Genomic DNA, 17,865 nt, shown 5'->3' with positions numbered 1-17,865 from the left:
GTCGGGGCCGTTTGGATCGCTGCCGCTACGTCAGAGTCCGAAGGCTCCGCCGCTGACGAGGATCACGATGCCGAGGCCGATGAGAACGATGGGGAAGAGGATGTGCTCCCAGCGTTCGAGCACTTCGGCGATCGGGGGGCGGGTGGCGACGAACTTTGCCAGGGCCACCAGGACCGCGACGAGCGCGAGGAAGATGATGCAGTAGGCGACTACTGCGAGAGGTTCCACGCTGAGGAAGACAGGGGTGTAGACGCCGATGTTGTCGCCGCCGTTGGCAAGGGTGACGCCTGCGACTGTCCACACGCCGACCTTCTTGCCGGCAACCTTGACCTCGTCGTCATCGTCGTCATCGTCTCCGCGCCAGGCCTGCCATGCGGCCCAGAGGCCGAGGCCCAGAGGGATGAGACCGAAGTACGGGATGGCTGCCGAGGGCAGGAATGCTCCGGCACCGATAGTCACCAGGACCGCGGCACCGAGGATGCCGGCGAATCCGAGGTACTGGCCGGCCAGAATGCGGGCGGTAGTGCCGCGCTGGCCTGCCCCTCGCGCGAAGAAGAGGGAGAGCACGATGATGTCGTCGATGTTGGTCGCTGCGAACAGGCCCATCGCCTGCAAGACCGAGGTGAGGATCATGCGCCCTCCCCAGCTGCGTCGCATCCGGGAAGCGAGCAGGCGGGATCGATGCACGGGGCGTCTTCGTCCACTGCCAGGGTGGCATCGACCAGTGCCGTCAGCGCCTGCGCCAGGTGCGAATCGGCGATCTCATATCGTGTCCGACGACCCTCGGGCTCGGAGACGACGATCCCGCAATCGCGCAGGCATGCCAGGTGGTTGGACACGTTCGGGCGTGTCAGGTCCAGATCTCGGGCCAGTTCCGCCGGGTAAGCGGGATGGTCGAGCAGGGTCAAGATGATCCGGGATCGACTGGGGTCGGCCAGTGCACGACCCAGGCGGTTCATCACGTCGAGACGCGAAGCAATAGTCAGCATGGACTGAACTATACAGCGCGCACTGAACACTCGGTCACAGGCGTCAGCCCAGATCGCATGCCCGTAAGGGGATCGTCCAATGAGATGCAAGCAGTGACCTGCTCAGTGACGATCGTCACTGGACAAGGTGTTCAGCTGCTCCTGTCAGTCAGATGCTGGTGACGACCAGCCAGTCAGGGCAGTCCCAGCTCTTTGGCCAGCGCATCTACGCGGCTGTCGATGTCGTCGCGGATGAGACGCATCCGTTCTGCTCCTTCGATGCCACGCGTCGAGGGCTCGTCGGTGATCCACCGTTCGACCCGCGTGCGCCCTACCTGCTGGAGGGATGCCTCTTCGCCGAGGATCACCACTCGATCGACTGACTCCAGCAGGGCCGGGTCGATGGCCTTGGGATGCTCCCCGTCGACGCTCGCGCCGACCTCGGCGAGGGCGTCGACGGATGCTGCGTTCAAGGAGCCGCCGGGACGGGTGCCGGCTGAGTGGACGTCGACCGACGTGCCGTAACGGTGGCGCATGAGCGCGGCTGCCATCTGCGACTTGCCGCCGTTCTTGACACAGACGAACAGAACTGAGGGCCGCGCCTCGCGCGTGCTCACGCGGAAGACCCTGCGGGGACGTCGAGGGAAGCGAGCAGGTCCACCACGCGCTGGCGGATGGCGTCGCGGATCGGGCGCACGGCATCCACGCCCTGACCGGCGGGGTCGTCCAGGGGCCAGTCCTCGTACCGCTTGCCGGGGTAGATCGGGCAGGCGTCGCCGCAGCCCATGGTGATCACGACGTCGGAGCTCTGCACCGACTCGTCGGTCAGGATCTTCGGCTGCGCGGCGCTGATGTCGATGCCGACCTCGCGCATCGCCTCGACCGCTGCGGGGTTGACTGTGTCGCCGGGCGCGGACCCGGCCGAGCGGACCTCGACGGCGTCGCCTGCGAGGTGGGCGAGCCAGGCCTGGGCCATCTGGGAGCGGCCGGCATTGTGGACGCAGACGAACAGGACGGAGGGGCGGGTGCTGCTCACGGGTGCTCCTTGGTGCGGTGTCTAAAGGGAGGGTCAGTCGAGGACGTCGCGCAGGAGCGCGGTGACGCGGGCCTGGATGTCGTCGCGGATGTCGCGCACGGTGTCGAGGTCGGCGCCGTGGGGGTCGGCGACGCTCCAGTCCTCGTAGCGGCGCCCGGTGTAGATCGGGCAGGCGTCGCCGCAGCCCATGGTCACGATGACGTCGGCGGCACGCAGGACGGAGTCGGTCAGCGGCTTGGGGTAGGCCTCGCTCAGGGGGATGCCTCGTTCGGCCAGGGCCTGGACGACGACGGGGTTGATCTCGTCGGTGGGCTGGGATCCGGCGGAGCGCACGTGGACCCTGCCGCCGGAGAGGCGTTCAGCCAGGGCCGCGGCCATCTGGGAGCGGCCGGCGTTGTGCACGCACACGAAGAGCAGCTCGGGGACCTTTTTGGTGATGCGCCCCTGCGCCTGGGCTGCCGCAGTAAGGCGTTCCCGGGCGTCCTTGGCCACGAGCACCGGCAGGTAGGTCGGGATCGTGGAGACCAGCTCGAGGCGTTCGCGCGCCTCGTCCACCGCGAGCTGGACGGACTCGCGGGGAAAGACCCCTTCGTAGGAGTAGGACAGGTCGTCAACGATGGCCGCGTAGGGATCGGGCCGGGCGGCGGTCATCGGGTCTCCTGGGGGGACGGGGAGGCGGACGCCCATCGGGGACGTCGGCGCAGGGCGAGCGAGACGTAGACCAGCCCGACGAGGACGGGGACCTCGATGAGCGGTCCGACGACCCCGGCCAGGGCCTGGCCGGAGGTGACGCCGAAGGTCGCGACGGCCACGGCGATGGCGAGCTCGAAGTTGTTGCCGGCGGCGGTGAAGGCGAGGGTCGTCGTGCGCTCGTAGCTCAGCCCGAGGCTGCTGCCGAGGAGGTACCCACCGCCCCACATGACGGCGAAGTAGACGAGCAGCGGCAGGGCGATCCGCGCGACGTCGAGGGGCCGGCTCGTGATCTGGTCGCCCTGGAGGGCGAAGAGCAGGACGATCGTGAAGAGCAGCCCGAGCAGGGCGAAGGGAGAGATCCGCGGCAGGAAGGTGCCCTCGTACCAGGCGCGGCCGCGCACCCCTTCGCCGATCCGGCGCGAGAGGTAGCCGGCGAGCAGCGGCACCCCGAGGAAGACCAGGACCGAGACGGCGATCTGCCCGAAGGAGACGTCGAGGGCGGCCTGCTCGAGGCCGAGCCAGCCCGGCAGGACGGTGAGGTAGAACCAGCCGAGGGCGGCGAAGGCGAGGACCTGGAAGAGCGAGTTGAGCGCGACGAGCACGGCGGCGGCCTCGCGGTCACCGCAGGCGAGGTCGTTCCAGATGATGACCATGGCGATGCAGCGGGCCAGCCCGACGATCACGAGGCCGGTGCGGTACTCGGGCAGGTCGGGCAGGAAGACCCAGGCGAGGGCGAACATCAGCGCCGGGCCGAGGACCCAGTTGAGGACCAGGGAGCCGGCCATGAGGCGGCGGTCGGAGGTGACGGTGCCGAGGCGGTCGTAGCGGACCTTGGCCAGCGGCGGGTACATCATGACGAGCAGCCCGATCGCGATGGGCAGCGAGATGCCGTGCAGCTGCACCGCGTCGAGCGCCGGGCCCAGGCCGGGGATCGTGCGGCCCAGGGCCAGGCCGAGGACCATCGCGACCCCGATCCACACCGGCAGGAAGCGGTCGAGCGTGGACAGGCGGCCGGTGACGTCCGCGGGTGCGTCGTGGGTGGTCGTCACGCGTCGGCACCCGCGGGGGCGCAGCAGGGCGAAGGGGAGCCGAGCACCGGCAGCGACGCGGTGGCCGGGCGGGCGTCGGCCGGGTCCTCGTCCTTGACGACGTAGACCTCCCACGGCGCGCCGGCGGGGTCGTGGACCCACACCTTGTCCTGCAGGGCGTAGCAGCACGTCGTGTCGTCCTCGTCGAAGGTCGCCAGCCCGGCGTCGGCCAGACGGGTCCGCGCCGCGGTGACCTCCTCGCCGGAGCCGACCTCGACGCCGAGGTGGTTGAGGGCCCCCTTCGCCCCGGTGCCGCGCGTGGCCTCGTCGCTCTGGATGAGCACGAGCTTCAGCGGCGGCTCGGCGATCGCGAAGTTCGCGTACCCCGGGCGGCGCTTGTGGGGCTCGACGCCGAAGAGGGTGGAGTAGAAGACGACGGACGCCTCGAGGTCGACGACGTCAAGGGCGAGCTGCACACGGCTCATGGCGGGTCCTCACACGATCTGAAGTGATATCGACGGGCGTCGATGCAGAAACACTGACAGGCATTATTGACGTATGTCAATATGGGGGTATGACGACCGCCCCGACCGCCGACGGACGCCCGCTGCTGGCCCAGGCCGTCGAGCGGTGCTGCGCCGCCGAGGGCAGCGCTCCGATCACCCGCGAGGACGCCGAGCTCGTCGCCCGGCTGCTCAAGGCCGTCGCCGACCCGGTACGACTGCAGATCCTGGGGATTGTGCGGTGCTCACCGGCGCAGCAGACGTGTGCATGCGATCTTCCCGAGCCTCTGGGTATCTCCCAACCCACGGTCAGCCACCACCTCAAGGTCCTCGTCGACGCCGGCCTGCTCACCCGCGAGCGTCGCGGCCAGTGGGCGTGGTTCACCCTCGTGCCCGAGCGCCTCGCTCTCGCTCGTCGAGCACTCGAGGTCTGAGCGACGAAGACGAACCCCCATGACGGGTCCTGCACCATCCCTGCCATCGCCGCTAGGGCCCTGCTCGAAAAGATCGACACCACCTCACTGAGCCGTCTCACGCCGACTTTCGAACCAGACACTGAGCCGGCCCACGTAGGCGGCGTGTCGCCGTCCGAAAACCATCGTCAACTGCGACGTGCGGCCGGCCCTTGATTTGCCGCGGATCGCCTAGCCCGCTGTGGCTTTCGCCGTTATATGGCGGGGTTCTGTCGACGCTCTGTGGCGGCATCTGCTCATGGCGATACACGCGAGCACCGGTCTGGTCACAGATAGCGGCAGACGGTCGTGGTGTCGCATTTGGTGGGGTCGCTGGTGGTGGCACTGTGGTGAAGGTGCGCGACGGTGTGTCGCAGTGCTTGCAGGTCGGCGATTTGGCGGTCCAGGTCGCCCAGGTGGGCTTCGAGCAGGGCGTGCACGTGCTGGCAGGGTGCGACTCCGGCGTCGCGGATGTCGAGGATCTCGCGAATCTGGGCCAGGGTGAGCCCAGCGGTGCGGCCGCGGCGAACGAAGTCCAGGCGCGCCAGGGCCGCAGGGGTGTAGTCGCGGTATCCGTTGGCGGTGCGCTCAGGCGCAGGTAGTAGGCCGGCTTCTTCGTAGAAGCGCAGCGTCTTGGTTGTGGTGCCGCTGGCCACGGCCAACTCACCGATGCGCACAGTGGCCCCTTTCTCGGCTCTCGTCCATGTTCGCCTTGACCTTCCCCTGCGCTGGAACGTCCACTATGGACGCTGAAGAGGGGTCACGCGAAGGAAGGTGGGCAAATGGGTGTGGACTACGACGTCGATCTGGCCGTGATCGGCTCAGGAGGCGCGGCGATGTCCGCCGCCATCGCGGCCAGCCAGGCCGGTAAGAGCGTCGTGCTGGTTGAGCGCGGTGTTCTGGGCGGGACGTGCGTGAACATCGGCTGCGTGCCGTCCAAGACGCTCCTGGCGGCTGCCGGGGCCCGGCACGCCGCGCTCACCAATCCCTTCAAAGGTGCCCCAACGTCAGCCGCACCGGTGAACCTCGGCGATCTGGTGGCCCAGAAGGACGCACTCATCGAGCGCCTGCGTGATGCGAAGTACGCCGATGTGGCCGCTGCCTACGGCTTCCAGGTCCGCCCAGGCCAGGCCAGCTTCCTGGACGGGGACACCCTGGCCGTCGACGGCCAGGCGCTGCGGGCCCGGGCCTATCTGGTCGCCACCGGTGCCACCCCCGCCATCCCGGAGGTGGTCGGTCTCGACTCTGTGGACCGGCTGACGTCCACCACCGCGATGCAGCTGACCGAGCTGCCTGAGTCCCTGGTCGTTATCGGTGGCGGGTACGTCGGGATGGAGCAGGCCCAGCTGTTCGCTCACCTCGGCACCCGGGTCTCTGTGGTCGGGCGTCTGGCGCCGCACGCCGAGCCGGAGCTGGCCCAGAGACTTCGGGAAGTCTTCACCGACGACGGCATCACCGTGGTCGAAGAGCGCGCGACCACTGTGGCCCGCGAACCAGGCCCCGCAGGAGAGGTGGTGGTGACCACGGACTCGGGCGAACAGGTGCGCGGCGCGCAGGTCCTGGTGGCCACCGGACGCCTGCCCCGCACCGACGGCCTGAACCTGGCCGCTGCCGGTGTGGACGTGGACGAGCGCGGCTTCGTCGTGGTCGACCAGACCCAGCGCACCTCCAACCCGCGCGTCTGGGCCGCCGGTGACGTCTCGGGGGCTCCCCAGTACGTCTACGCCGCCGCCGCCGGCGGTCGGGCCGCCGCGCTCAACGCCCTGACCGAGGACAGGTACCCGCCGGCAGCTCGGGTCGACTACGCCGGCTTTCCTGCGGTCGTGTTCACCCGGCCCCAGCTGGCCTCGGCGGGGTTGACCGAGGACGAGGCCCTCACCCGAGGGCACGCGTGCGACTGCCGCGTCCTGGACCTGTCCGATGTCCCCCGGGCGCTCGTCCAGCACGACACCCGCGGGGCGGTGAAGCTCGTCGCCGACGCCGTGAGCGGCAAGGTTCTGGGCGTGCACGCTCTGGCGGACGGGGCCGGGGAGATCATGCTGGCGGCCACCTACGCCATCAAAAGCGGCATGACCGTCGACGATCTGGCCGACACCTGGGCGCCGTACCTGACCATGAGCGAAAGCCTGCGCATCGTGGCCGGCCTCTTCCGAAACCAGATGCCGACGTCATGCTGCGCCTGAAACCCGCGGCCCCAGCGGGGTGGACGAGGGCTCCCGCGGCGGCCCGCCTGGCGCCGTGAATGTGCCTTAAAAACCTACAGTCCTATGAGACACCAGGCGGGGACCGGACGCCGAGACCGCTTCATGGGCCGATGGGCACCTTCTGCCTCTCGCGAAGTCGTCTCACCGTGAACTGTCGCAGGGTGGTGCTCGGTAGGGGTTTGTGAGTCATAATCATGTCATGAGGCTCTTGGGGTACACCCGCGTGAGCACTGCGAGTCAGGACGCGCAGTTGCAGTTGGATGCACTCGTGGATTCCGGGGTGCAGAAGCGGGATGTGTTCGCGGATGTGACCTCGGGTAGCCGGACCGCGATCGAACGCCCGGGGATGAAGCGCCTGTTGGACTATGCCGAGTCCGGCGACACGGTCGTGGTGTGGCGCATCGACCGGCTCGGCCGATCCTTGATCGATGTCCTCAACACCCTGAACCTGATGCGCGACAAGGGCGTAAAGATCAAGTCGCTTTCGGACGGCATCGACCCGGAGACCACTTCCGGCCGGTTAATGCTGGGCATGCTGGCCACGCTGGCCGAGTACGAGCGCGAGCTGATCACCGAGCGAGTCAATGCCGGCATCGCTGCGGCGAAGCAGAGCGGTACCCGGTTCGGTCGGCCGCCTGTTGACCCGGCGGTGATTGCGGAGAAACTCGACATCGCTCGGGACGCCCGCGCCAAGGGTCGCACCGCCGAGGAAGCCGCCCGATTGGTCGGATGGTCTCGCGCCACGCTGTACCGGCACCAACAGGCTGCCCGCGACCGCGACATGGTCTCCCAGCAGGTGTGACATGGACGGGCCGCAGCGGTGGCGAATCCTCCGGCTTCACGTCGAGGACGGCATCTCGCTGACGACCCTGGCCCGTGACACCGGCACCGGGCTGCGGACACTGCAACGCTGGCACCAGCTTTACAAGACCGGCGGCATCGCGGCGTTGGAGCCGCGGCCACGACGCGACACGGGATCTCGACGCACTCCGGCGGAACTGGTCACGTTTCTCGAGCACCTCGCGCTGACCCGCCCACGCCCGAGCACCGCTGCATTGCACCGGCTCACCACGGCCGAAGCGGGTCGCTTGGGTTTGGCGGCCCCGAGCTATGCCACGGTCCGCGCCATCGTCCACGCTTCGGACCCGGCCCTGGTGACGCTTGCTCTGGAGGGGCCGGCAGCATATCGGGACCGCTATGAACTGGTGTTCCGCCATCGCGCCGAACGGCCGAATGTGACGTGGCAAGCCGATCACACCGAACTCGACATCCTCATCACCGGCGCCAGCGGCACCCCCGACCGGCCCTGGCTGACGGTGGTGATGGACGACTACTCCCGCGCGGTCTGCGGGTACATGGTCTTCACCGGGGCGCCATCGGCGATGAACACCGCGCTGGTGCTACGACAGGCGATCTGGCGCAAGACCGAACCGGCCTGGGCGATGTGCGGACTACCCGACGTCCTCTATATCGATCACGGCAGCGACTTCACCAGCCGCCACCTCGAGTACACCGCGGTCTCACTGAAAATCCGCCTCATCTTCTCCACCGTCGGTCGCCCGCAAGGCCGAGGCAAGATCGAGCGGTTCTTCGGCACAGTCAACACCGAGCTCCTGGCCACCCTGCCCGGACATCTGGCACCAGGGGCCAAGACACCTCCATCACTGGATCTACCTGCGCTCGATCAGGCGATCGCCGGTTTCATCGCCACCTAAGGCGGTTCTTCCTGCCTTCCAGGCTCGAGTCGTCAGCAAGGGGCCCTCGGAGCTGGTCTTTCCATCTCCGGAGAACGGGTACCTCAGGAGCCGCAACTGGCGTCGCCGCTCGGGATTCGACCGGGCCCGCGAAGAGCTCGGTCTTGACATCACTCCTCACGACCTCCGTCGCACGTTCGGGAGTCTGGCTCGGATGGCCGGCGCCGACCTTCGCTTCATCCAGAAGGCCATGGGACACGAGTCCATCACGACGACCGCGCGCATCTACGCGCACCTGTACGACGACGAGCTCGATGCGATCGCTGCGGCCCTGGACGGTCTTCGAGAAGGTCGGGGTGGATCGTGATGCGGCCTTTTTGCGGCCTGGGAGGCACCTCGAGCGCCTCCGAGCGTGTGCCGGAGAGGCCTTCAGGCCCGGAAATTCAAGGGTGCCCCCGGCAAGATTCGAACTTGCGACACCTTCTTTAGGAGAGAAGTGCTCTTCCCCTGAGCTACGAGGGCCAGCCGCTCCTCGGAGCGGCACCGGACCAGGGTACGTGCACCTCCGCCGGTCAGGCGCCACCGCGAGAGCAGGCACACTGCAGCCATGCGGACTCACGAGAAGTGGTTGCTCGTCGCCATCACCTTCACCGTGCTGCGCTGGGTCGTCATGGCCACGCTCGACGGGGACGCGGAGACGGTCCTCGGCGTCGCCCTGGGCATCCTCACGCTGGTGTGCGCGGTGATCGCCTTCGTCGCGTGGCGCCGCGAGGGTCCTCGGCGAGGCTGAAGCCCGCGATCCTCGTGATCTGGCCACGCCGACGCACGTCGCCCCCCGCACTCGCTCCAGGAAGAGGAGGGAGTGCGGGGGGCATGACCGTCTCGAGGACGGCCCGAGGTCAGCGCATCCGCATCAGCGTCGGCCCGTGACCGCCTTGACGACGAAGAGCAGGATCACAGCGCCGAGGAGCGCGGTGAGGAAGCTGAAGATGATTCCAGCGCCCTCGACGTCGACGCCGATGAGGCTGAGCAGGAAGCCACCGAGCAGACCGCCGACGATGCCGACGACGATGTTCAGCGGGATGCCCATCTGCGCATCCGTGCCCATGAACTTGCTCGCGATCCACCCGGCGAGGCCGCCGATCACGATCCAACCGATGAAGCCGAGTCCGAGCACGGCAATCACACCTTTCACATCAGAAACACACACAACACTTGCGGGCCGACGATAGGCGGTGTAGGAGGTCTCCGAGGTTCTTGAGACGGGGCCAATCTGCACGTGCCCGCGTGGACGCGGTCGTCCACCGCACGAGTCAGCGCCTTGTGACTTTGCTGGAGACAGCGGTGGGCCTCCCGCAGGTGAGGCCCTCTCGCGACTGCCTCAGGCTCCGAGCTCCCACTCGGCGACGGTGCGGCAGCCGTGGTTGGCGTACCTCTGCAGCGAGATCCGCTCGGCCCGGCACCGAGCCGGCAGGGTCGGGCCGAGCGCGGACCGGGTGGACCCGACGGTGACCCCGCCCGCCACGTGGTCGACCGTGAGGTGCGGGACGGGGTCGAAGCGCCCGCCGTACGGTGGGCACTGCGGGAATGCCGCGACCAGCGCGGCCGTCAGCGAGGCGAAGGGGGCCGCCGGGTCAGGTCCCAGGTAGATGGTGCCGTCGGGGAAGACCCCCACCTCGTCCAGTACGAAGTCGACCGGCGACGTCCTCGACGCGACCTCGGCGACCACGGCCAGGTCAGCCGCTGTCGGGGCGACGACCCACGGCGCGAGCAGGGTGATGTGGGCGTGGACGAACGCGGCGTCGGTGGACACGAAGGAGTCGTCGTAGTGACGTGTCCGCTCGAGCACGAAGTCCTCGAGCTGCGGCACCGGCACGACGAGCACGAGGTGCCCATCGGTCGACGTGTCGCTCGTGCCCATGGCCGCGACCCTAGGTCGGCGCCGCAGAAGGCCGCACGTCCGGACCGTCCCCGGATACCCAGGACCTGCTTCCATGACCCCATGTCACCCGCACGCCTGTGGTTCGCCGCCGCGCTCGTCCTCGGCGTCGCCGCTCGCATCGCGGACCGTGCGCTGCCAGGCGGCGCCGCCGACGTCACGACGGTCGTCCTCGTCGCCCTGATGCTCGTCTGCATCGGCATCGGCGCCACCTCGTGGTTCCGACGCAGCCAGCGCTGAGCACCTCACGGCAGACGAGGGCCCGGCCGTCAGCGGACGACCGGGCCCTCACCTGCTCATGACGTCACACAAGGTCGAAGCGGTCGGCCTCCATGACCTTCGTCCACGCCGTGACGAAGTCCTGCGCGAGCTTGCCCTTCGCGTCCTCGCTCGCGTACACCTCCGAGAGCGCACGCAGCTGCGAGTTCGAGCCGAAGACGAGGTCCACACCGGTCGCCGTCCACTTCTTCTCGCCGCTCGCGGCGTCGCGGATCTCGTAGACCCCGTCGCCGGTCTTCACCCACTCGGCGCCGGGCGCCAGCAGATTGGCGAAGAAGTCGTTGCTCAGCACGCCCGGCCGGTCGGTGAGCACGCCGTGCTCGGACCCGCCGTGGTTGGCGCCGAGGACGCGCAGGCCGCCGACCAGCGCGGTCATCTCCGGCGCGCCGAGGCCGAGCATGTACGCGCGCTCGACGAGCAGCTTCTCCGCCGGCACCGGCAGGCCCTCGCGCAGGTAGTTCCGGAAGCCGTCGGCCCGGGGCTCGAGGACCGCGAAGGAGTCGACGTCGGTCTGCTCCTGCGTCGCATCGGTGCGACCGGGGCGGAAGGGGACCTCGACGGGCTGGCCACCGTCGGCCGCCGCCTTCTCCACCGCGGCCGAGCCGGCGAGCACGATCAGGTCGGCGAGGGAGACCTGGGCTCCCCCCTTCGCGTTGAAGTCGCCGCGGATCGACTCGAGCCGCTCGAGGACGCCGGAGAGCTGCTCGGGCTGGTTGACCTCCCAGCTGCGCTGCGGCTCGAGACGGATGCGGGCGCCGTTCGCCCCGCCGCGCTTGTCGGTCGTGCGGAAGCTCGCGGCCGCGGCCCACGCCGTCGAGACGAGCTCGGCGACGGACAGCCCGGAGTCGAGCACGGCCTTCTTCAGCTCGGCGACGTCCGCGTCGCCGACGAGCTCGCCCTCGACCTCCGGCACCGGGTCCTGCCACGGCTGCGCCTCCGGCACCCACGGGCCGAGGTAGCGCTCGACGGGACCCATGTCGCGGTGGAGCAGCTTGTACCAGGCCTTGGCGAAGGCGAGGCGGAACTCCTCGGGGTTCTCGAGGAAGCGCCGCGAGATCGCCTCGTACGTCGGGTCGACGCGAAGCGCGAGGTCGGAGGTGAGCATCGTCGGACGGTGCTTCTTGTCCGCGTCGAAGGCGTCGGGGATGATCTTGTCGTCGGTCTTGGCGACCCATTGGTTCGCGCCGGCGGGAGACTTCGTCAGCTCCCACTCGTAGCCGAAGAGGATCTCGAAGTACCGGTTGCTCCACTGCGTCGGCACGTCGGTCCACGTGACCTCGAGGCCCGAGGTGATCGCGTCGCCGGCCTTGCCCGACCCGTACGAGCTCTTCCAGCCCAGGCCCTGCTGCTCGGTGGGCGCGCCCTCCGGCTCCGGCCCGACGTGGTCGCCGTCGCCGGCGCCGTGGGTCTTGCCGAAGGTGTGACCGCCGGCGATGAGGGCGACGGTCTCCTCGTCGTTCATCGCCATCCGGGCGAAGGTCTCGCGGATGTCGCGGGCCGAGGCGGCCGGGTCGGGGTTGCCGTTGGGGCCCTCGGGGTTGACGTAGATCAGGCCCATCTGGACCGCGCCGAGCGACTCCTCGAGGGTGCGCTCACCGCTGTAGCGCTCGTCGCCGAGCCACGTGTCCTCCGGTCCCCAGAAGACCTCCTCGGGCTCCCACACGTCCTCGCGACCGAAGGCGAAGCCGAAGGTCTCGAAGCCCATGTCCTCGAGCGCGACGTTGCCAGCGAGGACGATGAGGTCGGCCCAGGAGATCTGCTGGCCGTACTTCTGCTTGACCGGCCACAGCAGGCGGCGGGCCTTGTCGAGGTTGGCGTTGTCGGGCCAGGAGTTGAGCGGGGCGAAGCGCTGCCCGCCGTCACCGGCGCCGCCGCGGCCGTCGTAGATGCGGTAGGTGCCGGCGGAGTGCCAGCTCATCCGGATGAAGAGACCGCCGTAGTGACCGAAGTCGGCCGGCCACCAGTCCTGCGAGCTGTGGAGCACCTCGACGACGTCAGCCTTGAGCGCCTCGACGTCGAGCCCGGCGAAGGCCTCGGCGTAGTCGAAGTCGGCGCCGAGCGGGTTGCCCTTCGGCGAGTGCGCGTGGAGCACCGACAGGTCGAGCGCGTCGGGCCACCAGTCCTGGATCGTGCGGGGGCGTCCGCCGGTCTTGGGCTCCGGCGAGTCGATGACGGGGTTCTCGCTCTCGGACCCCTGCGCGGTCGCGGAGTCGTGCATGACCGGGCAACCTGCCTCGGCCTTGCGGTCCACTCCCTGCGGGCTCTGGGCGACGTCGTTGTCCTGGTTGTCGGTCATGCGTCGATCATGGGGGCTTATCTGGAATCGGTCAAGACTGGCTTTTGGTCGTGGTGCCGTGCTAGGCGCGGCGGTGGCGGACGTCGCGAAGGGGGTGCAGGGGAGGGGGCGAAGGGGGTGCCGGGGCCGGGCCGGGCGGCCGGCTCGGTCCCCCTTCGCCCGGTTTGCCCGAACTGCCCACGCGATGTCGGTCCCCGGGTCTAGCGTGACGACCGGAACTCGGGGGAGGGACACGATGGGATCAGCTGACGCACGTGCGGGGGAGCAGGGAGCGGGCATGATGCTCGCGCTGCACGCGGCATTCCGGCGCGACCTGGGGCATCTCGCCCGGGCGGCCGAGGGGCTCACAAGACGGCCGGAGCGCCGCGCTGCGGTGGTGCGGGGGTGGGTCGCCTTCCGCGACGAGCTGCACCACCACCACACGGTCGAGGACACCTCGTTGTGGCCGGCGGTGCGCCGGCGCACGAGCGCCTGCGCCGACGCCGAGGTGCTCGAGGCGATGGAGTGGGAGCACGGCATCGTCGACCCGCTCGTCGAGGTCGTCGACGCCAGTCTCAGCGCACCGGCGGGGGCCGGCCCGCTCGACGGCAGCGATCTCGCCGCGGCCGTCGACGAGCTGCACCAGCAGCTGAGCCACCACCTGCGGCACGAGGAGCAGGACGCCCTGCCGCTCGCGCTGCGGGTGCTCACCGCGCAGGACTGGCATGCCAACAGCGTCACCGCGCGCAAGACGAAGGGGCTGAGGACGATCCCCGCCTTCCTGCCCTGGCTCACGGACGGCCGGACCGCCGAGGAGAGCGCGTCGACCCTCGCGCTCTTCCCCGGGCCGCTGCTCGCGCTCAACGGCCGTTTCTTCGAGCCGCGCTACCGACGCCAGGACCGCTGGCTGTGACCGCCACGCGTTAGCCTCTGGGGCGTGACCGCGACGCCCCCCGCACCGCCCCCGACACCGGGCCCGATGCGGCAGTGGCGCGAGGAGCTCATGGACCTCGGCGGGCCGAACACGCTCGTCTGGCCGCGCCGCGACACCTCCGAGGTCGTCACGCTCACCCGCGCCCACCCGGGCGGCGTCGCCATGCTGCTCGCGGGTCGCACGGTGCGGCTCGGCGACCTCGTCCGCGAGACCGAGTCACGCCTCGCGGCGCAGCGCGCGGCCGCCCGTCTGCGGGCCCGCGCTGACGTCATCGCCGAGGAGCACGGGCTGAGCACCTGCTTCCTCGCGATGGGGACCGCGACCTGGCACACGAAGGACGAGGCCCGGCGCCCCGCCGCCCCCGTGATCCTGCGCCGCGTCGACCTCGAGCCGACCGAGCTCGACGGCGACATGCGGCTGCACTTCGTCGCCGACGTCGAGCTCAACCCTGCGCTCGTCGCCGCGCTGCGCACCCGGATCGGCAACCCCGGCGCCCTCACCCGCACCCTCGACCGGGGGCGCGACACCGGGCGTGGGGGCTTCAACCCCGAGCCGGTCTACGCCGCCCTCTCGGCGCTGTGCGCCCAGGTGCCGGGCTTCGAGATCACGCCGTCGCTCAGCCTCGGCGCCTATCCCTACGGCAAGGCTGAGGCGATCTCCGACCTCGCCGCCGTCGATCAGGCCGTCACCGCGCACCCGGTCATCACCCGGCTCGTCGGTGACGCGCCCGCCGAGCAGCCCACCCCGCCCGACCCGCGCGAGAGCCGCCGCGCGCCCGAAGGGGTCGACCGCAGCGTCTTCGACCTGCCGGAGGACCAGCAGGGCGCGCTCGACCGGGTCGCCGCGGGCGAGGACCTCTTCGTCGAGGCGCCCCCCGGTGTCGACGCCGCCCGCTTCGTCGCCGCGCTCGTCGCGCAGTGCGCGGGCGACCAGCGTCGCGTCCTCGTCGTCTGCGAGAAGACCGGCGCCCTGAGCGCGGTCCGCGAGCGCCTCGACGCCGTCGGCCTGGCCGACCTCGCCCTGCACATCACCGACCCGACCGCGCCGGTCGACCCGCACGTCATCACGCAGCGGTGGCCCGAGCCCGACCCGCAGCGCGAAGGGGACGCCCGCGCCAGCCGTCGTGACGCCGCGCTCGCCGCCTCCGTCCTCGACGGGCACGCGCAGGCCGTGCACCTCGCCCGCGAGCCGTGGGGGGTCAGCATCGCCGACGCCCACGACCACGTCGTCGCGCTCTCCGCCGCGACGTCGCCCCCGCGCTCGCGGGTGCGCCTGCCCCGCGGGGTGCTCGCCCGGCTCGACCTCGACGCCATGGAGGGCGCGGCCGAGACCGTCGAGCGGGTCGCCGCGGCCTTCGGCTGGGAGCGCCGCAGCGCGGCCTCGCCGTGGTGGCGGGGCCGGGTGGCGGGCGACGACGACGTGAGGCGCGTCGAGGACACGATCACGACGCTGCTCGACCGCGACCTCGCGGCGCTCGAGACGACGATGGCCGAGGTCTTCCGCGACATCACCGAGCCGGTCGCCCAGTCGCCGGGCGACCACGGGCGCTTCCTCGCTGCGGTCGAGCGGATCCGCGACACCCTCGACGTCTTCCGCCCCGAGCTCTTCGACGCCCCCATCGACCCGCTCATCGACGCGACCGGCAGGGCGCCCGGGCTCGGCATGCTCGAGCGACGCCGTCTCGTGCGCCAGGCCCGCGCCCACCTTCGCCCTGGGCGTCCGCCCGAGGACCTGCACGCGGCGCTCCTCGCCGCGCAGGAGCAGCGCCAGGCCTGGGCCGCCCTCGTCGGCGGCGGCGGCCGGCCCCGCATCCCTGCGACCATCGACGACGCGCACCGCGCCTACGAGCGGGTGCACTCCGCGCTGGAGTCGGTCGAGGCTGCCGCGCCCCCGGCGGACGGGCACCTCGTCGACCTCCCCACCGACGAGCTGCGCTCGCGGCTGTCGGCGCTGCGGCGCGACCACGCCGGTGCGGTCGCCGCGTCGGGGACGCGGGCCGACCTCGACGCGCTCGACGAGCTGGGTCTCGGTGAGGTCGTCGACGACCTCGCCACCCGCCGCGTGCCCCGCCCCGCCGTGGGCGACGAGCTGCGCTACGTGTGGTGGATGTCGGTGCTCGCCGAGATCGGTCAGGTCGACAAGCGGTACGGGGCGGTGGCCGGCTCCGACCTCGACGCCGCGCTCTCCGACTTCGTCGTCGCGGACGCCGCGACCGTGCGGGCGAACGCCTACGACCTCGCCGCCGAGCAGCGCCGCCGCTACCGCGAGACCGCGCGCGGGCACCGGCGCATGGCACATGCCGTCGCCCACGCCGCCGCCGGGCGCGGGCCCGGTGCCCCGCGCTGGTACGACGCGGTGAGCACATGGGGCGACCTGCTGCGCGCGGCAGCGCCCTGCTGGATGGCGAGCCCGCTCGCCGTCGGCCTGCTCCTGCCACCGGACGAGCGCTTCGACGTCGTCGTCGTCGACGACGCGAGCCGGACCACCCTCGCCCGCACCGCCTCTGCGCTGGCCCGGGGCGGCCAGGTGGTCGTCGTCGGCGACACGACCCAGCAGCGACCGGGCACGTGGACGACCGACCCCGCCGTCGTGCCGCCGGCGCCCACCGCGCCCGGTCTGGCCGACGTCGCCGAGGACCGTCTGCCGGTGGTCCCCCTTCGCACGAGCGGTGACCCACGGCCCTGGCTCCCGTCGGCCCGCGAGCGGGGCGTCGTCCACACCCCGTCGCCCACCGGCGACCCCACGCCGCGGCTGCGCCGCGTGGACTCCGACACCGCTGGTGCCGAGGTCGAGCTCGTCGCCGCCCTCGTCGCCGAGGGGCTCGCCGACCCGTCGAGCTCGCTCGGCGTCGTCACCTTCGACGAGGCGCACGCGGCCGCGATCCGCTCCGCCGTCGCCGACCAGCTCCGCGCCCGTCCGGAGCTCGCCGCCGCGGCGGCCGCGCTGCCCGCCCCCTTCGTCGTCAAGCCGGTGCTGCGCTGGCAGCGCGAGCAGCGCGACCGCGTCGTCGTGAGCGTCGGGCCGGTCGCCGCGCCAGGCTCCGGTGCGCCGTCGACCGGTGCGACCGCCGCGCTCATGTCCCCCGGCGGCGACCGTCTCGTCGCGACCGCCCTGACCCGCGGCCGCCATCAGGTCGACTGGGTCACCGGTCTGCGGGCCGCCGGTCTCGCGGGTGCGCCGAAGACCTCCGGCGTCGAGGCGCTGCGGCACGTGCTCGTCGAGCTCGAGGCCGATCCCACGCCGGTCGCGGGCACCCCGCGGGTGGAGCCCGGCCCGCTCGTCGTCGGCTTCGTCGAGCGGCTGCGCTCGGCCGGGCTCGAGGTCGAGCTCGGTGTCGGGCAGGCCGGTCACCGTGTCGACATCGCCGTGGGCGATCCCGACTACCCGGGCTACCAGCTCGCGGTGAGCATCGATGGTCCCGAGTACGCGACCCGAGCCGGAGCCCGGCAGCGCGACCGGATCCTGCCCGGGGAGCTCACGGCGCTGGGATGGCGGCACGTGCGGCTGTGGGCGACCGACATCTTCGCCGACCCGGCCCGCCAGGAGGCGAAGGTCCTGCGCGCCCTCCACCAGGCCTGCGTCGAGATCGACCGGGAGCGCGGGCGATGAGCGAGGAGCCGACCCCGCGGCGTCGGCGCAACCGCCGAGCGACCCACCCCGGCACCTCTGAGGCGGCCCGGGCGGCGAGCGCCCAGGCCGACGAGCGCCCCCGCCGCCGTCCGGCGGCGACCTCCGGCGACGAGCCGACGGCCGGCGACGAGCGCGAGCGCTGGTTGCTCGAGCAACGCCCGCCCCACTGGGGCTGACCGAGGTATGACGAAGGGGTGAGGGCCGGCCGGCCCTCACCCCGTCGTCGCGGC

Annotated in this window: 21 protein-coding genes and 1 tRNA gene; 10 read left to right on the top strand and 12 right to left on the bottom strand. The window is 71.0% G+C overall.

Annotation, left to right across the window (positions count from 1 at the left end):
- Positions 1–30 precede the first annotated feature (30 nt).
- From EEW87_RS09205 to EEW87_RS09175, 7 genes are all read right to left on the bottom strand, one after another.
- On the bottom strand, positions 31–633 hold the full coding sequence (locus EEW87_RS09205) for a cadmium resistance transporter (protein WP_048695616.1): 603 nt from the start codon (positions 631–633) through the stop codon (positions 31–33).
- Positions 630–989 carry a Cd(II)/Pb(II)-sensing metalloregulatory transcriptional regulator CmtR gene (cmtR, locus tag EEW87_RS09200; RefSeq protein WP_123093783.1) on the bottom strand — a complete coding sequence of 120 codons (360 nt, stop codon included), beginning with the start codon at positions 987–989 and terminating at the stop codon, positions 630–632. Before cmtR ends, EEW87_RS09205 begins: the two co-directional genes overlap by 4 nt.
- Positions 990–1,162: 173 nt before the next feature.
- Complete coding sequence (locus tag EEW87_RS09195) at positions 1,163–1,519, bottom strand: arsenate-mycothiol transferase ArsC (protein ID WP_123093789.1); 357 nt, start codon at positions 1,517–1,519, stop codon at positions 1,163–1,165.
- A gap of 62 nt (positions 1,520–1,581) precedes the next feature.
- Positions 1,582–1,944 (bottom strand): arsenate reductase ArsC, encoded by a 363-nt coding sequence (locus EEW87_RS09190; protein WP_205473827.1) that lies wholly within the window; start codon positions 1,942–1,944, stop codon positions 1,582–1,584.
- A 93-nt stretch (positions 1,945–2,037) separates the two neighbouring features.
- Entirely contained in the window at positions 2,038–2,655 is a 618-nt protein-coding gene (locus tag EEW87_RS09185; protein ID WP_123093785.1) for an arsenate reductase ArsC, read from the bottom strand.
- Positions 2,652–3,659: an ACR3 family arsenite efflux transporter gene (gene arsB / locus EEW87_RS09180; RefSeq protein ID WP_240341692.1), complete on the bottom strand. Its 1,008-nt coding sequence runs from the start codon at positions 3,657–3,659 to the stop codon at positions 2,652–2,654. Before arsB ends, EEW87_RS09185 begins: the two co-directional genes overlap by 4 nt.
- An 83-nt stretch (positions 3,660–3,742) precedes the next feature.
- Positions 3,743–4,210, bottom strand: coding sequence for an ArsI/CadI family heavy metal resistance metalloenzyme (locus EEW87_RS09175; RefSeq protein WP_151914859.1), 468 nt, complete (start codon positions 4,208–4,210; stop codon positions 3,743–3,745).
- 89 nt (positions 4,211–4,299) lie between these two features.
- Between EEW87_RS09175 and EEW87_RS09170 the strand changes: the two genes are divergently transcribed.
- Entirely contained in the window at positions 4,300–4,662 is a 363-nt protein-coding gene (locus EEW87_RS09170; protein WP_123092349.1) for an ArsR/SmtB family transcription factor, read from the top strand.
- Positions 4,663–4,967: 305 nt separating this feature from the next.
- On the opposite strand, the gene EEW87_RS09165 is transcribed toward EEW87_RS09170, so the two are convergent.
- Entirely contained in the window at positions 4,968–5,357 is a 390-nt protein-coding gene (locus EEW87_RS09165) for a heavy metal-responsive transcriptional regulator (protein ID WP_007928756.1), read from the bottom strand.
- Between the two features lie 105 nt (positions 5,358–5,462).
- On the opposite strand from EEW87_RS09165, the gene merA reads away from it, so the two are divergent.
- From merA to EEW87_RS09145, 4 genes are all read left to right on the top strand, one after another.
- Positions 5,463–6,863: a mercury(II) reductase gene (gene merA, locus EEW87_RS09160; protein WP_017838447.1), complete on the top strand. Its 1,401-nt coding sequence runs from the start codon at positions 5,463–5,465 to the stop codon at positions 6,861–6,863.
- A 220-nt stretch (positions 6,864–7,083) separates the two neighbouring features.
- Positions 7,084–7,686, top strand: a complete 603-nt coding sequence (locus tag EEW87_RS09155) for a recombinase family protein (protein WP_123092348.1) — start codon at positions 7,084–7,086, stop codon at positions 7,684–7,686.
- 1 nt (position 7,687) lies between these two features.
- Positions 7,688–8,599: a DDE-type integrase/transposase/recombinase gene (locus EEW87_RS09150; RefSeq protein ID WP_123092347.1), complete on the top strand. Its 912-nt coding sequence runs from the start codon at positions 7,688–7,690 to the stop codon at positions 8,597–8,599.
- The gene (locus EEW87_RS09145) at positions 8,517–8,945 is read left to right on the top strand and encodes a tyrosine-type recombinase/integrase (RefSeq protein ID WP_123092346.1); all 429 of its coding nucleotides are present in this window, start codon (positions 8,517–8,519) and stop codon (positions 8,943–8,945) included. The genes EEW87_RS09150 and EEW87_RS09145 overlap by 83 nt, the downstream gene beginning before the upstream one ends.
- An 83-nt stretch (positions 8,946–9,028) precedes the next feature.
- Here EEW87_RS09145 and EEW87_RS09140 read toward each other — a convergent pair.
- Positions 9,029–9,100, bottom strand: a tRNA-Arg gene (locus EEW87_RS09140).
- An 85-nt stretch (positions 9,101–9,185) separates the two neighbouring features.
- On the opposite strand from EEW87_RS09140, the gene EEW87_RS09135 reads away from it, so the two are divergent.
- Positions 9,186–9,368, top strand: a complete 183-nt coding sequence (locus tag EEW87_RS09135) for a hypothetical protein (RefSeq protein ID WP_148041590.1) — start codon at positions 9,186–9,188, stop codon at positions 9,366–9,368.
- A 123-nt stretch (positions 9,369–9,491) separates the two neighbouring features.
- On the opposite strand, the gene EEW87_RS09130 is transcribed toward EEW87_RS09135, so the two are convergent.
- Both EEW87_RS09130 and EEW87_RS09125 read right to left on the bottom strand, forming a co-directional pair.
- On the bottom strand, positions 9,492–9,755 hold the full coding sequence (locus EEW87_RS09130) for a GlsB/YeaQ/YmgE family stress response membrane protein (RefSeq protein WP_068276707.1): 264 nt from the start codon (positions 9,753–9,755) through the stop codon (positions 9,492–9,494).
- A gap of 204 nt (positions 9,756–9,959) precedes the next feature.
- Entirely contained in the window at positions 9,960–10,499 is a 540-nt protein-coding gene (locus EEW87_RS09125) for a 2'-5' RNA ligase family protein (protein ID WP_123092345.1), read from the bottom strand.
- An 81-nt stretch (positions 10,500–10,580) separates the two neighbouring features.
- On the opposite strand from EEW87_RS09125, the gene EEW87_RS09120 reads away from it, so the two are divergent.
- A complete protein-coding gene (locus tag EEW87_RS09120) occupies positions 10,581–10,757 on the top strand; it encodes a hypothetical protein (protein WP_163562407.1) in 177 nt (58 codons plus the stop codon).
- A 64-nt stretch (positions 10,758–10,821) separates the two neighbouring features.
- Here the strand turns inward: EEW87_RS09120 and katG are convergent, their stop codons facing one another.
- Positions 10,822–13,092: a catalase/peroxidase HPI gene (katG, locus tag EEW87_RS09115; RefSeq protein ID WP_123092344.1), complete on the bottom strand. Its 2,271-nt coding sequence runs from the start codon at positions 13,090–13,092 to the stop codon at positions 10,822–10,824.
- 235 nt (positions 13,093–13,327) lie between these two features.
- On the opposite strand from katG, the gene EEW87_RS09110 reads away from it, so the two are divergent.
- From EEW87_RS09110 to EEW87_RS09100, 3 genes are read left to right on the top strand one after another with little or no spacing between them, the layout of a single operon-like run.
- A complete protein-coding gene (locus EEW87_RS09110) occupies positions 13,328–13,984 on the top strand; it encodes a hemerythrin domain-containing protein (protein WP_163562406.1) in 657 nt (218 codons plus the stop codon).
- Between the two features lie 24 nt (positions 13,985–14,008).
- On the top strand, positions 14,009–17,614 hold the full coding sequence (locus tag EEW87_RS09105) for a DUF4011 domain-containing protein (protein ID WP_148041588.1): 3,606 nt from the start codon (positions 14,009–14,011) through the stop codon (positions 17,612–17,614).
- Entirely contained in the window at positions 17,611–17,811 is a 201-nt protein-coding gene (locus EEW87_RS09100; protein WP_123092341.1) for a hypothetical protein, read from the top strand. The genes EEW87_RS09105 and EEW87_RS09100 overlap by 4 nt, the downstream gene beginning before the upstream one ends.
- The last annotated feature ends 54 nt before the right edge of the window (positions 17,812–17,865 follow it).

Origin of the sequence: Janibacter melonis, assembly GCF_003721155.3 — a bacterium.
Classification (GTDB): domain Bacteria; phylum Actinomycetota; class Actinomycetes; order Actinomycetales; family Dermatophilaceae; genus Marihabitans; species Marihabitans melonis.
The sequence above is the reverse complement of the archived record's forward strand: the minus strand, read 5'-3'. Positions and strand labels throughout refer to the sequence as shown.

Coding starts and splice junctions, on each gene's coding strand:
- EEW87_RS09205 (WP_048695616.1), bottom strand. CDS start 633: ATGATCCTCACCTCGGTCTTGCAGGCGATGGGCCTGTTCGCAGCGACC.
- cmtR (WP_123093783.1), bottom strand. CDS start 989: ATGCTGACTATTGCTTCGCGTCTCGACGTGATGAACCGCCTGGGTCGT.
- EEW87_RS09195 (WP_123093789.1), bottom strand. CDS start 1,519: ATGGCAGCCGCGCTCATGCGCCACCGTTACGGCACGTCGGTCGACGTC.
- EEW87_RS09190 (WP_205473827.1), bottom strand. CDS start 1,944: ATGGCCCAGGCCTGGCTCGCCCACCTCGCAGGCGACGCCGTCGAGGTC.
- EEW87_RS09185 (WP_123093785.1), bottom strand. CDS start 2,655: ATGACCGCCGCCCGGCCCGATCCCTACGCGGCCATCGTTGACGACCTG.
- arsB (WP_240341692.1), bottom strand. CDS start 3,659: ATGGTCCTCGGCCTGGCCCTGGGCCGCACGATCCCCGGCCTGGGCCCG.
- EEW87_RS09175 (WP_151914859.1), bottom strand. CDS start 4,210: ATGAGCCGTGTGCAGCTCGCCCTTGACGTCGTCGACCTCGAGGCGTCC.
- EEW87_RS09170 (WP_123092349.1), top strand. CDS start 4,300: ATGACGACCGCCCCGACCGCCGACGGACGCCCGCTGCTGGCCCAGGCC.
- merA (WP_017838447.1), top strand. CDS start 5,463: ATGGGTGTGGACTACGACGTCGATCTGGCCGTGATCGGCTCAGGAGGC.
- EEW87_RS09155 (WP_123092348.1), top strand. CDS start 7,084: ATGAGGCTCTTGGGGTACACCCGCGTGAGCACTGCGAGTCAGGACGCG.
- EEW87_RS09150 (WP_123092347.1), top strand. CDS start 7,688: ATGGACGGGCCGCAGCGGTGGCGAATCCTCCGGCTTCACGTCGAGGAC.
- EEW87_RS09135 (WP_148041590.1), top strand. CDS start 9,186: ATGCGGACTCACGAGAAGTGGTTGCTCGTCGCCATCACCTTCACCGTG.
- EEW87_RS09125 (WP_123092345.1), bottom strand. CDS start 10,499: ATGGGCACGAGCGACACGTCGACCGATGGGCACCTCGTGCTCGTCGTG.
- EEW87_RS09120 (WP_163562407.1), top strand. CDS start 10,581: ATGTCACCCGCACGCCTGTGGTTCGCCGCCGCGCTCGTCCTCGGCGTC.
- katG (WP_123092344.1), bottom strand. CDS start 13,092: ATGACCGACAACCAGGACAACGACGTCGCCCAGAGCCCGCAGGGAGTG.
- EEW87_RS09110 (WP_163562406.1), top strand. CDS start 13,328: ATGGGATCAGCTGACGCACGTGCGGGGGAGCAGGGAGCGGGCATGATG.
- EEW87_RS09100 (WP_123092341.1), top strand. CDS start 17,611: ATGAGCGAGGAGCCGACCCCGCGGCGTCGGCGCAACCGCCGAGCGACC.